This window comes from Streptomyces sp. NPDC012510, assembly GCF_042955065.1.
Classification (GTDB): domain Bacteria; phylum Actinomycetota; class Actinomycetes; order Streptomycetales; family Streptomycetaceae; genus Streptomyces.
Window position 1 is genome coordinate 17,243 of sequence record NZ_JBIBEN010000006.1, and the last position, 12,069, is coordinate 29,311.

The following is a 12,069-nucleotide window of genomic DNA, read 5'->3' on the forward strand; positions in this document are numbered from 1 at the left end:
GGGGCGCGGGGGAGCGGCGCGCCCTGGGCTTGCCGCTCCCGGCGCGAGTGTTCGCCCTGTCTCTGTCCCTGGACATGGACAGAGACAGGGCGATGTCCAAGTCCATTCCATGCAGTCCTGGATTGGTTCTCGCAATTCCCTCCACTTCCCCCGGAGGCTGAGCAGCGGCGCCCAACACAGCGGCGCCAACTCCTCGAAGGCCTGGGCAACCAGACGAGTACGACGTGCACACCCTGCTGCGCCTGCCCACCGGCATCTTCTACGCGGGCGGCGTCAAAGCCAACGTGCTGTTCTTCGAGCGCAAGCCGGCCCGCAGACCCGCTCACCCGGGCTCAGCGGAGGGTGTGGAACCCCATGACGGGGCCGCCATGTGGGGCGTCCGGTTCGCCGCCGCCGTCCTCTACCCGCTGCTGCCCTGCCAGCCGGGGCCACCCGTCGACTACGACCCGCAGAAGTTGGAGCGGGGTTCAGGGGGCGTAGGGCGTGTGCGCGGCTGCCGACGGGGCGTCGGCAAAGGGGGTGGTGGGGCGGGCGTAGCTTAGGTGTATGTCGAAGTACGGATCGTTTCCCGGTACGCGGCCCCGCCGGCTTCGTACGACGCCTGTGATGCGCCGGATGGTGGCCGAGACGCGGCTGCATCCCGCCGACTTCATCCTGCCCGCGTTCGTGCGGGAGGGGGTGAGCGAGCCGGTGCCGATCGCGGCGATGCCGGGGGTCGTGCAGCACACGCGGGACAGTCTGAAGAAGGCCGCCGTGGAGGCCGTGGAGGCCGGGGTCTCCGGGATCATGCTGTTCGGGGTGCCGGAGGAGGCTAAGAAGGACGCGCTCGGGACGCCTGGGACCGATCCGGACGGGATTCTGCAGGTCGCGATCCGTGATGTGCGGGCCGAGGTCGGCGACGAGCTGCTGGTGATGTCGGACGTGTGTCTCGACGAGACCATCGACCACGGGCACTGCGGGGTGCTGGACGATCAGGGGCGCGTCGACAACGACGCGACGCTCGAGCGGTACGCCGAGATGGCCCAGGTGCAGGCGGATGCCGGTGCGCATGTCGTCGGCCCCAGCGGGATGATGGACGGCCAGATCGGGGTGATCCGTGACGCCCTCGACCAGATCGGGCGCGAGGACGTCGCCATCCTCGCCTACACCGCCAAGTACGCGTCCGCGTTCTACGGGCCCTTCCGGGAGGCCGTCGGCTCCTCGCTGAAGGGGGACCGGAAGACGTACCAGCAGGACCCGGCGAACGCCCGCGAGTCGCTGCGGGAGCTGGCCCTGGACCTGGAGGAAGGGGCCGACATGGTGATGGTCAAGCCGGCCGGGCCCTACCTGGACATCCTCGCGCGGGTCGCGGACGCCGTGGACGTGCCCGTCGCCGCGTACCAGATTTCCGGGGAGTACTCGATGGTCGAGGCCGCCGCCGAGAAGGGGTGGATCGACCGTGACCGGGCGATCATGGAGACGCTGACCGGCATCAAGCGGGCGGGTGCACAGAACATCCTCACGTACTGGGCGGTCGAAGCCGCCCGAATGCTGCGTTGAGGTGTTCCGGGCCACCGGGGCGTTGAGGGCGTCGGGGGTTCCGGACTGCATGTGCTGCCCCTGGTGTGGTTTCGGGGCTGGCGCGTCCTAGGCGGCGAGCACCGGTGGCTGCTCAGTACATGAGGGCGTCCTCCCTCGTCGACTGCCAGTAGGTGACGGTCAGGGAGCTGTCGTAGTAGACGCCTCCGGTGGGCAGGGCCGGGGTGGCGGAGGGGCCGCCGTTGCTGCCCGATCCCCTGCCCTGGAAGCCGATGGTGACCTTCCTGGCCGTGGTGCCGTTCTCGCCGCTGCCGTCGGCGGAGGAGAGGAGGACGCCCGCGTAGCCGGACTCGCCGGGGGCGAGGGTCACCACCGCCTGGGGCTTGGACTCCTCGAAGACGCCGGGGGCCCACTGGGCCTGGTCGAAGCGGACCGTCGGGTTGTAGTAGAGGTCGCAGTACTTCGAGCCGGTGTTCTTGACGGTGATCAGCATGTGGTTCAGCGGGCGGGCGACCGGCTTCATGGTGACGGTGGTGTTGGAGCCGTTGCAGGTGACGCGGTTGGCGGGGTCCCACGGGTCGGAGGCGGCGGCGGACTTGCCGGTCTTGCCGGTCTTGCCGGTGCCGGTGTCGGTGCTCGTCTCCGAGGAGGCATGGTCGGCCGTCGTGGTGCCGCCGGTGGTCGTCGCGCCGTCGCCTGTGGTGGAGCCGGCGTCGCCTGTGGTGGAGCCGGTGGTCTGCGAGGTCGAGGTGGAGTCGTCCGCCCGACCCTCGTCCCGGGGGCCCATCCCGTTGTCGCATGCGGTGAGGGCGAGGGCGGCGAGGGCGACTCCGGTCGCGGCGAGCAGACGGGCGGGCCGGGCTACGCGGGCGGTGCGGAACGTGCGCATGACGGATTCCTTTCGGACAAAGCCGGTTGTAGAGGCTGGAACAAGTGCTCGAAGGCGTGCCGCTCGACCGGTCTGCCGGGAGCGGCGTGTTTGGATGACAAGAGCTTGTGGGGTGGACCGTCCCAGCCGCCACCCTCGGCGGGCGATCAGGGACGCTGGAATGCCCAGAACGGCTTTGACCTGGGAAAACATCACTTCCCTGGAACGCCGGACGGGACGTGGGGGACGCATGGGGACGGAGGACGCTGTGTCGGGGAGCGGTGCCGGGAACGGCATGGGGGCTGATTTCGCCGAGTCGCTACGGGAGTTGAAGGAGCGCTCGGGGCTCAGTTACGGGGTGCTCGCCAAGCGGCTCCATATGAGTACGTCCACGCTTCACCGGTACTGCAACGGGGATGCCGTACCGGCCGACTACGCGCCCGTCGAGCGGTTGGCCCGTCTCTGCAAGGCGACTCCGGAGGAACTGGTCGCGCTGCACCGGAAGTGGGTGCTGGCGGATGCGACGCGGGGGAGCAGGAAGAGCGAGGCCGCCGTCGGTGACGGTGCCGGCAGTGGGGTGGCTGAGGCGGAGTCGCAGTCGGGGGCGGGGGTGGGGGTGGGGCCTTCCATGTCCGTCTCCGCTTCGGCTTCGGCTTCGGTTTCTGCTTCGACTGCGGCTGCGGATTCGGCGGGCAGGCCGGTTCGCGAGGCGACGGTCGGTGATGAGGTTTGCGGTGGGCCGCAGGGTGCGCCGGGTGCTCGTCGGCGTTCCCGGGTTGCTCTCGTCGCCGGGCTCGCCGCGGCCGCCGTGCTCGGGGCGGTGACGCTGGCCGTGAGTCTGCCGTCCGACGGGGCGCGGGACGGGGCGGGGCGTACGACGGGGAGCGCGCCCCTGGGAGAGGCCGGGGCGGACGACAGGGCCGCTTCGCCGTCCGAGGCCTTGCCCTCCGCTTCCGCGAGCAAGCAGGGGAAGAAGGACGGGAAGGGCGGGAAGGAACGAAAGGACGGGAAGGGTGAGGAGGGCGAGGCCGGTGAGGTCGGCGGGACGGGCGGCCGTACGGGGGTGGGGGGATCGGCCTCCAGTACCCCGGCTGAGTCCGGTCGTGCGGGTGCGGGCGGCAACTCGTCCGGTGCCGCGCCGTTGACCGTCAAGGTGGAGCCGTACACCTGGGAGAGCCCGTGCGACCAGCGGTATCTGGTGCCGCGACCGCCGACGGAGGTGGAACAGCCGCCGCCGGAGCAGGACGCGCCGAGGTGGGTGAGAGCGGCGGGGGCTGTTTCGTCCGGTAACCAGTTCCTGACGCTCAGCGTGCAGGGCAGCGGCAAGGAGACCGTGGTCGTACGGAGCCTCAAGGTCCGGATCGTCGACAGGAAGGAGCCCCTCCCCTGGAACGACTACGTCATGGGCTTCCCCGGCGTCGGCTGCGGCGCCGGCGTTCCGACCCGGTCCTTCACGATCGCGCTCGACGGCGCGCGTCCCGAGGTGAAGCCCAAGGCGGGCAGCCGGGACTTCCCGTACTCCGTCAGCGAGTCCGACCCGGAGGTCTACTACATCACCGCCGACGCCTCGGCGTACTACGTGCGTTGGAATCTGGAACTGGAGTGGACCAGCGGCTCCCGCAGCGGCACGCTGACCGTGAACGACAACGGCGTACCGTTGCGTACCAGCGGCAACAACGGGCGACCGGCGTACGAGTACCCGCTCCACGGGCCGAAGTGGGTCGAGGAGGGCACGACCCTGAACCAGGACTGAACCAGACCCGCGGCAGGGCCGGTTAAGGAATTGACGAGGTCTCGTCAATCGGCATAGCTTCTGCGCCTGACCTGACCCGTTCGGGGGAGGGCTGTGCCGATTTTCGGGGGTAAGCGATGCACTGGTTCATCGAGGTGCTCAAGAAGTACGCGGTCTTCAGCGGGCGGGCGCGCCGCACGGAATACTGGATGTTCACGCTGGTCAGCTCGCTCATCTGGCTCGGGTTGTGGGTCCTCGGCCTCAGCATCGACTCGGAGGTGCCCGAATTCGTTTTCCTCGCGGCCGTTTTCCTGCCCTCCCTGGCCGTCAGCGTCCGGCGACTGCATGACACCGGTCGCAGCGGGTGGTGGGTTCTCATCGGGATCATCCCCTGTGTCGGCACCATCGTGACGATCATCTTCATGGCCACCGAGGGGCAGCGGGACGCCAACCAGTACGGCCCCGACCCGAAGGCGTATCCGGAACGCGCCTGACGGCAACTCTCCCTGGGAGATAGGTTGTTGCTCATTCAATGATGCGACTCTCCAGGGAGAGGCTTTATGGCCGGCGACGCGCTCAGCCAGGACCCCGCCGAGCTGCGGAAGAGGATCGACACCACCAAGGCGCACCCGGCGCGCGTCTACGACGTCTTCCTCGGCGGCAAGGACAACTACCCCGTGGACCGGGACGCCGCCGGCGCCGCACTGGCGGCCAATCCGCGCGGGTACCTCGACGTCCGCCACAACCGTGACTTCATGCGCCGGGCCGTGACCACGCTCGCCAAGGACGAGGGCATCCGGCAGTTCCTCGACATCGGCACGGGACTGCCGACCGCCGAGAACGTCCACCAGATCGCCCAGGGCATCGCCCCCGACACCCGGGTCCTGTACGTCGACAACGACCCGGTGGTGCTCGCCCACGCGCGGGCTTTGCTCACGAGCGGGCCCGAGGGGGCCACGGACTACATCGACGCCGACCTCAGGGAACCGGCGCGGATCCTCGAAGCGGCGGCCAAGACCCTCGACTTCGACCAGCCGGTCGCGCTGTGCCTGGTGGCGATCCTGCACTTCATCGAGGACGACGAGGCCTACCCGATCGTGCGTGAGCTGGTCGAGGCGTTGCCCGCCGGAAGCCGGCTGGTGCTCAGCCATCTCACGGAGGACCTCAATCCGGCGAACATCCGTGCGGTGCAGGAGACGTACACCAAGCGGGGGTTCACGTTCGTGCTGCGGTCCAGGGACGAGGTCGCGCGGTTCTTCGCGCAGAGCGGGCTGGTGGTGGAGGAGCCGGGGGTGGTGCCGGCGCACCACTGGCGGTTCTCGGACGGTGCGCCGGTGCCTCCGGCGGTTGAGCCGGGGGCGTGGGCCGGGATGGATGACATCGAGAAGGTGCGGTATCGGGACATCAACGATGTGACCGACGCGGACATCAATGTGTATGTGGCTGTGGGGCGCAAGGGGTAGGGGGATCGGTCGGTGACGCGGCTGCGGGTGGTTGGGGGCTTGTCGCGCAGTTCCCCGCGCCCCTGACAGGGCCGGGGCTTGCGCCCCCGGCCCTGTCAGAGCGTCAGCCGACCGTGCCGAACCAGGTTTCCGCCAAGGAGTCGAAGTCCTGGCGGGGTGGGGCCGGGAGACTGCGCAGGTACCAGTTCAGGTCGCTGTAGACGTGGAGGAGGGTGTAAGCCATCAGTTCGCGGGGCGCGAACGGGGGGTGGCCGTACGCCTCGTAGAAGAGCTTGAGGAGGGTGGGGTCGGCTCGGGTCAGGAAGAGGCCCACGCTGACGAAGTCGTAGGCCGGGTCGCCGACCATGGCCGGCTCGAAGTCGAAGAGGCCGGTGAGGCGCCAGCCGTCGTGGGGGTCGACGGTGAGGTGCTCGCGCATGAACTCGGTGTGCAGCAGCACCGGGCGGCGCGGGGCGGGGAGCGGGACGGAGCGCAGGAAGTCCGGGATCTGTTCCAGCCAGGGAGCCGTGAGGCCGCCGCTGCGCTGCTGCTCGACCGCGCCCGCGCGCTGCGCCGTGACGAACCTCGCCCAGTCCGGCGGCCCCGTGAGGGGGATGACCGGCTCGGCGTCCAGGGCGTGCAGCGCGGCGAGACCTTCGGCGGCCTCGACGACGATGCGTTCCTGGTCGGGCCGGGGGATCCGGGGCCACGCCTCGTTGAGGTCCTCGCCGGGCAGACGGGACATCAGCACATAGCGCCAGCCGTTCTTGTACTGGTCGGACGAGTGCAACCTGGGTGTGGGGATGGGCAGTTTGCCCCACAGGACGGAGAGTAGCCGGGCCTCTCTGACGGCCTCCGCCGCTTCGAAACCCGGATAGAGCTTGAGGACGAGGGAGTCGCCGACGGCGTACACCGGCAGCGAGCCCTCGGGAAAACGTACGATCCGCGCGCCTGCCAGACCGAGCTGCCCGCAGAGATCCTGGGCAGCAGGTCGCAGCAGCGCCTCGTCACCGACGACTTCTTGCAACTCGTCGTTCGTGTCCACGCTGGGCAGCATGGGCGCAGCCTAGGGGGTGTGAGGGAGCACCCGCATGGCGAAAGTGGTGAGTGTAAGGGGCACATATCGGTCTAGGGTGCGGGCAGGGGGCGGGGTCGCGCCGTCCGGGAGTGTCGAAGGAGCCGTGGAATGGGAGCCGTGGATGCTGTGCGGGCCGCTGGTGACGTGGGGTTTGCCGCCGCGGAGGGGGATACCGGCGGTTTCGGGGACGAGGGCGTGGTGGGCGGCGGGGCGGCCCTGCCCGCTCTCGCCGAGCGGGTCACGGCCGTCGGCGGTTCCCCCGTACGGGACATCCTCGCCGTCACCTCACGTCCCGAAGTCGTCAACTTCGCGGGTGGACTGCCCGCGCCGGAGCTGTTCGACACCGAGGGGATAGCGGCGGCCTACCGCGATGTGCTCGCCGAGTCGGCGGGGCGGGCGCTCCAGTACGCGACGACCGAGGGTGAACCGGCGCTCAGGGAGGCGCTCGCGGCGCGTTACGGGGCGCGGGGACTGGTGACGGGCGCGGACGGGGTGCTTGTCACCACCGGGTCGCAACAGGCGCTGTCGTTGCTCGCCACCGCGTTGCTGGAGCCCGGGGATGTCGTCCTGGTCGAGGACTCCTGCTATCTGGCGGCGCTCCAGGCGTTCCGGTTCGCGGGGGCACGGGTGGTCGCCGTGCCGGGCGACGCGCACGGGGTGGACCCGGCGGCGCTGGAGGACCTGGTAGCACGGACCCGGCCCAAGCTCTTCTACACCGTGCCCACCTTCCAGAACCCGACCGGGCGGACCCTGCCGGCCGGGCGGAGGGCGGCCGTCGCCTCCGTCGCCGCCCGGCACGGGCTGTGGATCGTCGAGGACGACCCGTACGGCGAACTCCGCTTCGAGGGCGAGCGCGTGCCCTGGATCGCCTCGTACCCGGGGGCCGAGGACCGTACGGCGCTGCTGGGCTCCTTCTCCAAGGTGATGGCGCCCGGCATGCGGCTGGGCTGGCTGCGCGCGCCCGCCGGGCTCCGCCGGGCCTGCGCGGTCGCCAAGCAGGCGGCCGATCTGCACACCCCGACCGTCAACCAGCTCGCCGCCGCCCGCTATCTGGCCGACCGTGACCTGGACGCCCATGTCTCCCGGGTCGCCGCCGTCTACCGCGAACGCCGGGACACCATGCTCGACGGTCTCGCCGCGGCCCTCCCGGAGGGCTCCACGTGGAACCGCCCCGAGGGCGGCATGTTCCTCTGGGCCCGCCTTCCTTCGTCGTACGACACGACCGCCCTCCTCCCGCGTGTCGTCGAACGGGACGTGGCGTATGTGCCCGGGGCGCCCTTCCACGCCGGTGAGCCGGACCGGTCGACGCTGCGGCTGTGCTTCGTGACGCAGACGCCGGAGGAGATCCGGGAGGGATTGCGGAGGCTGGGGGAGGGGCTGCGAGCGGAGTGACGGACGGCGCCCTCAGTCCCACCAGAAGGACCAGACGTGCTCGCCGAGCAGGGTGCGCGCGTACGCCTGTCGGGTGCCGTCGGGCGTGCCCTGCCAGATGTTGTCCGGGCAGAAGGCGAAGTGCTCGGCGGCCAGGGCTTCGGCCTGGGCCCCGGTGGTGGGCGGGGTGGCGACCGAGAGGACGAGCTGGTCGTAGGTGAGGGCGACGACGCGTATGCCGAAGCGGTCCTCCCAGGAGCGCAGCACCGCGCAGAGCCTCGCCACGTCGCTCTCGTGGTTCACCGGGCCACCCCAGCCGAGGGCCGCCGGGATGTCCGCGCTGCGGCGGGCGGGCACCAGGGCGATGCGGGGGTCCTTCAGCCGGGCGGGGTCCTTGACGAGGGCGTCGGCGGTCTCGGCGGCGAGGGCGTCCGGGTCCTGGGTGGTGTCGAGAGTGGCGTCCGGGTCCCGGGTGGTGTCGAGCGGAGCCGCGGGGGCCGTGGCGAGGTTGGGCCGGCCGGCGCCGCCGTCGCTCTCGTCGGCCTCCTCCGTCGCGTACTCGTCCCAGAACTCGGCCAGGACCTCGTCGGCGTCGTGGTCCCCGGGGTAGGACGTCTCGCCGGGCAGCAAGTCCCATTCCTCCGGGCCGCCCTGACCGCCGCCGACGTCCAGCAGCACCGGGAGGAGGCCGGCCGTGCGGCGGGCGGGCTGGACGGCGGCCCAGACGCCGGGCGCGGCCGGCTCGTCCGCGCACCACAGCAGCGGTTCGTGCCACGGGCCGTCGCCGGTCGCGTCGATCAGCCTCCCCCGGGGAAGCGGGAGCTCAAGCCCGAGCGCACGCCCGCTCGGGTCGGCCGCCAGCCTGGGCAGCGGATTGGGAAGAGTCGCCATGCGGGTGACTGTAGGGGCAGCCACTGACACCCGTCGCGGGCCGTACCGCGCTCCCCTGGCCGCGACCGCCCCGGCACTGACCCGAAGGGCAGTGACCCAAGAGACGATTTCGGTCAACTAGCCTGGAAATTAGGTTGGTTGAGCCCGCCATCGGAACCGTCTCGAAAGACACCCTCACATGCGTACTTTCGCCACCGCCACCCGTGCCGGTGTCCTCGCCCTCACGTCCGGCGCCCTGCTGTTCACCGGTGTCGCGGCCCAGGGAACGGCCCTGGCCGCCCCGCAGGCCAAGCCGGCCAAGCTCACCGTCGCCAAGTACCGCGACTGGCTGAAGAACAACGACGAGGCCGCCGCCTCCATCAAGCTGCTCAAGGCGTTCGACAAACTGCCCAAGGCCAAGCAGCAGAAGTTCGTCGGCTATCTCCAGAACCGCAAGGTGCAGGAGGCCTACAACGTCCGGACCGGCGGCTACATCAACCGGGGAGGCCGCGGCGAGAAGGCCTACAACAAGGACGTCCGCTTCGTCGCCGACGTCAAGGGCGTGCGCAAGACCACCTCGTCCGGGGCGCACATCACGCTGACCTTCACCGCCACCGAGCGGATCTTCAACATCCCGGTCATCACCCAGAAGACCGTCCTGTCCTACGACTTCGGCTCCGCGGTCAAGTCGCCGAAGTACAAGCGCTCGGTCACCAACCTCAACGGGGCCGTCGTCATCACGCCGGCCAAGAAGGACACCATCAAGGTCAGCGGCCGCAACATCTCGGCCACCACCACCTGGAAGGCCAAGCCGCTCTACAAGTCGGTCGGCACCACCCCGATCACCAAGCGGCAGACCATCTCCACGGTCAACGTGAAGTTCAACGCCTGGATCGGCAACCGCTGACCGACCCGGGATCCGGAACAGCCCGGATCGACCGCCCGATGCGCGGGGACACCACGGGGGGTGTCCCCGCGCATCGGCGTGACGGCGGCGGCGCGAGGGCCGGACGACGGGTTTCAGAGCTTCTCGGGAGTCCTGATGCCCAGCAGGGCCATGCCCCGGTGGAGGGTGCGGGCCGTCAGGTCGACCAGGAAGAGACGGTTCTCGACGTGGGCCGGGGTCTCGGCCTTCAGGACCGGGCACTGGTCGTAGAAGGCCGTGAGCAGGGTCGCCAGCTTGAAGAGGTACGCGGCCAGCTTGTGCGGCTCGTACGACTGGGCGACCTCGGCCACGGTCTCGCCGAACTGGTCCAGGTGCAGGCCCAACGCGCGCTCGGCCGGGGCCAGCTCCAGCTCCGGGTGCGCGGCCGGAGCGGTCCCGCCCGCCTTGCGGAGGATCGACTGGATACGGGCGTACGCGTACTGCAGGTACACCGAGGTGTCGCCGTTGAGCGAGACCATCTGGTCCAGGTCGAACTTGTAGTCCCGCACGGCGGAGGTCGACAGGTCGGCGTACTTCACCGCGCCGATGCCCACGTACCGGCCGTTCTCGATGATCTCCTGCTCGCTCAGGCCCACCTTCTCGGCCTTCTCCCGGACCACGGCGGTGGCACGCTCGATCGCCTCGTCCAGCAGGTCCACCAGCCGGATCGTCTCGCCCTCACGGGTCTTGAACGGCTTGCCGTCCTTGCCGAGGACCGTGCCGAAGGCGAGCTGGAACGCCTTGACGTCCTCGTCGTCCAGCCAGCCCGCCCTGCGCGCCGTCTCGAAGACCATCTTGAAGTGAAGGGACTGGCGGGCGTCCACGACGTAGAGGAGCGAGTTCGCCTTCAGGTGGAAGACGCGGTCCCTGATCGCGGAGAGGTCCGTCGCCGCGTAGCCGTAGCCGCCGTCCGACTTCTTGACGATCAGGGGGACCGGGTTGCCGTCCGGGCCCTTGATGTCCTCGAAGAAGACGCAGAGGGCGCCCTCCGAGCGGACCGCGACGCCCGACTCCTCCAGGAGGCGGCACGTCTCGTCCAGCATGTCGTTGTAGCCCGACTCGCCGACGATGTCCGCGTCCCGGATCTCCATGTCCAGCTTGTCGAAGACGGAGAAAAAGTAGATCTTCGACTCGTCGACGAACTTCTGCCATGTGGCGAGGGTGTGCGGGTCACCGGCCTGGAGGTCGACCACCCGCCGGCGGGCCCGCGTCTTGAACTCCTCGTCGGAGTCGAACAGCCTTCGGGCGGCCTTGTAGAGGCGGTCGAGGTTCGACATCGCCTCCTCGCCGCTCACCTGGGCGTCCTTGTGGTCCAGCTCGTGCGGGTGCTCGTCCAGATACTGGATCAGCATGCCGAACTGAGTGCCCCAGTCGCCGATGTGGTGCCTGCGGACCACGTTCTCGCCGGTGAACTCCAGGATCTGGACCACCGCGTCGCCGATCACGGCGGAGCGGAGGTGGCCGACGTGCATCTCCTTCGCCACGTTCGGCTGGGCGTAGTCGATGACCGTGGTGCCGGGGTGCTCCGTTGTGGGGACGCCGAGACGGCCGGTGTCGTCCGAGTACCGCGCGGCGAGGTTCTCCGTGATCGCGCCGTCGGTGAGGGTGATGTTCAGGAAGCCGGGGCCGGAGACCTCGATGTCCTTGATCAGCTCACCGGACTCCACCTGGGCGACGACCTGGGTGGCCAGCTCCCGCGGGTTCGCCTTCGCCTTCTTGGCGAGGGCGAGGATCCCGTTCGCCTGGTAGTCCGCCCGGTCGCTGCGTCGCAGCAGCGGGTCCGCGTCCGCGGTCGGCAGGGTTGCCGAGAGGGCGGTTGCGAGGTGCTGGTGGACGGAGGCGGTGAGGGACGTGACCGAAGCCATCAGGGGGTGCCGTTCTCCTCGGGGTACGGGTGGATGTCGTCAGTATCCCACGGGGGGTAAAGGGGTTTCCCTGGTGCGGTCCGTCGGGGGAGCGCCTTAGGGGGTGGGGGTTCGGGTGCGTTTGCGGGTGCGGGTGGGTGGGGGCTGGTCGCGCAGTTCCCCGCGCCCCTGAAAAGCAGGGGCTGCGCCCCGTGCTCTTCGGCCCGTGGCCCCGTGGTCTGCCAGGCCCGCAGAGCTGTGGTCTTCCAGGCCCGTGGCCCCGTGGTCTGCCAGGCCCGCAGGGACTGGGCCTTTAGGGGCGCGGGGAACTGCGCGAGAAGCCCCATCGACCCGTACCCGCCGACGCACCCGCACCCCCGGGTAAATAGGCGCCCGGTTCGACCCACGGAGTGAAAGGCTG

The 12,069-nt window shown here is 70.0% G+C and carries 10 protein-coding genes and 1 pseudogene; 7 read left to right on the top strand and 4 right to left on the bottom strand.

Annotated elements, in window-relative coordinates:
• Positions 1-218: 218 nt before the first annotated feature.
• Both ACFY9I_RS12665 and hemB read left to right on the top strand, forming a co-directional pair.
• Positions 219-314, top strand: a pseudogene (locus tag ACFY9I_RS12665) (N-6 DNA methylase); the annotation flags it as partial.
• Positions 315-546: 232 nt separating this feature from the next.
• Positions 547-1,539 carry a porphobilinogen synthase gene (gene hemB, locus ACFY9I_RS12670; RefSeq protein WP_391000453.1) on the top strand — a complete coding sequence of 331 codons (993 nt, stop codon included), beginning with the start codon at positions 547-549 and terminating at the stop codon, positions 1,537-1,539.
• A gap of 112 nt (positions 1,540-1,651) precedes the next feature.
• Here the strand turns inward: hemB and ACFY9I_RS12675 are convergent, their stop codons facing one another.
• A complete protein-coding gene (locus tag ACFY9I_RS12675) occupies positions 1,652-2,407 on the bottom strand; it encodes a DUF4232 domain-containing protein (RefSeq protein WP_391000455.1) in 756 nt (251 codons plus the stop codon).
• A gap of 229 nt (positions 2,408-2,636) precedes the next feature.
• Between ACFY9I_RS12675 and ACFY9I_RS12680 the strand changes: the two genes are divergently transcribed.
• From ACFY9I_RS12680 to ACFY9I_RS12690, 3 genes are all read left to right on the top strand, one after another.
• Positions 2,637-4,139, top strand: coding sequence for a helix-turn-helix domain-containing protein (locus tag ACFY9I_RS12680; RefSeq protein ID WP_391000458.1), 1,503 nt, complete (start codon positions 2,637-2,639; stop codon positions 4,137-4,139).
• 116 nt (positions 4,140-4,255) lie between these two features.
• Positions 4,256-4,612, top strand: a complete 357-nt coding sequence (locus ACFY9I_RS12685; RefSeq protein WP_391000460.1) for a DUF805 domain-containing protein — start codon at positions 4,256-4,258, stop codon at positions 4,610-4,612.
• Positions 4,613-4,678: 66 nt separating this feature from the next.
• The gene (locus ACFY9I_RS12690; RefSeq protein WP_391000462.1) at positions 4,679-5,581 is read left to right on the top strand and encodes an SAM-dependent methyltransferase; all 903 of its coding nucleotides are present in this window, start codon (positions 4,679-4,681) and stop codon (positions 5,579-5,581) included.
• Positions 5,582-5,684: 103 nt separating this feature from the next.
• Here ACFY9I_RS12690 and ACFY9I_RS12695 read toward each other — a convergent pair whose 3' ends face one another.
• Positions 5,685-6,617: a phosphotransferase gene (locus ACFY9I_RS12695; protein ID WP_391000464.1), complete on the bottom strand. Its 933-nt coding sequence runs from the start codon at positions 6,615-6,617 to the stop codon at positions 5,685-5,687.
• 129 nt (positions 6,618-6,746) lie between these two features.
• On the opposite strand from ACFY9I_RS12695, the gene ACFY9I_RS12700 reads away from it, so the two are divergent.
• Entirely contained in the window at positions 6,747-8,030 is a 1,284-nt protein-coding gene (locus ACFY9I_RS12700) for an aminotransferase class I/II-fold pyridoxal phosphate-dependent enzyme (protein WP_391000467.1), read from the top strand.
• 12 nt (positions 8,031-8,042) lie between these two features.
• Here the strand turns inward: ACFY9I_RS12700 and ACFY9I_RS12705 are convergent, their stop codons facing one another.
• Positions 8,043-8,900, bottom strand: coding sequence for a DUF4253 domain-containing protein (locus ACFY9I_RS12705; RefSeq protein ID WP_391000469.1), 858 nt, complete (start codon positions 8,898-8,900; stop codon positions 8,043-8,045).
• Positions 8,901-9,078: 178 nt separating this feature from the next.
• On the opposite strand from ACFY9I_RS12705, the gene ACFY9I_RS12710 reads away from it, so the two are divergent.
• Positions 9,079-9,786, top strand: a complete 708-nt coding sequence (locus ACFY9I_RS12710) for a hypothetical protein (protein WP_391000471.1) — start codon at positions 9,079-9,081, stop codon at positions 9,784-9,786.
• Between the two features lie 113 nt (positions 9,787-9,899).
• On the opposite strand, the gene argS is transcribed toward ACFY9I_RS12710, so the two are convergent.
• Positions 9,900-11,669, bottom strand: a complete 1,770-nt coding sequence (argS, locus tag ACFY9I_RS12715) for an arginine--tRNA ligase (RefSeq protein WP_391000474.1) — start codon at positions 11,667-11,669, stop codon at positions 9,900-9,902.
• Positions 11,670-12,069: the final 400 nt, after the last annotated feature.

Excerpts from the sequence above, each read along its gene's own strand:
- hemB (WP_391000453.1), top strand. The coding sequence starts at position 547 with ATGTCGAAGTACGGATCGTTTCCCGGTACGCGGCCCCGCCGGCTTCGT.
- ACFY9I_RS12675 (WP_391000455.1), bottom strand. The coding sequence starts at position 2,407 with ATGCGCACGTTCCGCACCGCCCGCGTAGCCCGGCCCGCCCGTCTGCTC.
- ACFY9I_RS12680 (WP_391000458.1), top strand. The coding sequence starts at position 2,637 with ATGGGGACGGAGGACGCTGTGTCGGGGAGCGGTGCCGGGAACGGCATG.
- ACFY9I_RS12685 (WP_391000460.1), top strand. The coding sequence starts at position 4,256 with ATGCACTGGTTCATCGAGGTGCTCAAGAAGTACGCGGTCTTCAGCGGG.
- ACFY9I_RS12690 (WP_391000462.1), top strand. The coding sequence starts at position 4,679 with ATGGCCGGCGACGCGCTCAGCCAGGACCCCGCCGAGCTGCGGAAGAGG.
- ACFY9I_RS12695 (WP_391000464.1), bottom strand. The coding sequence starts at position 6,617 with ATGCTGCCCAGCGTGGACACGAACGACGAGTTGCAAGAAGTCGTCGGT.
- ACFY9I_RS12700 (WP_391000467.1), top strand. The coding sequence starts at position 6,747 with ATGGGAGCCGTGGATGCTGTGCGGGCCGCTGGTGACGTGGGGTTTGCC.
- ACFY9I_RS12705 (WP_391000469.1), bottom strand. The coding sequence starts at position 8,900 with ATGGCGACTCTTCCCAATCCGCTGCCCAGGCTGGCGGCCGACCCGAGC.
- ACFY9I_RS12710 (WP_391000471.1), top strand. The coding sequence starts at position 9,079 with ATGCGTACTTTCGCCACCGCCACCCGTGCCGGTGTCCTCGCCCTCACG.
- argS (WP_391000474.1), bottom strand. The coding sequence starts at position 11,669 with ATGGCTTCGGTCACGTCCCTCACCGCCTCCGTCCACCAGCACCTCGCA.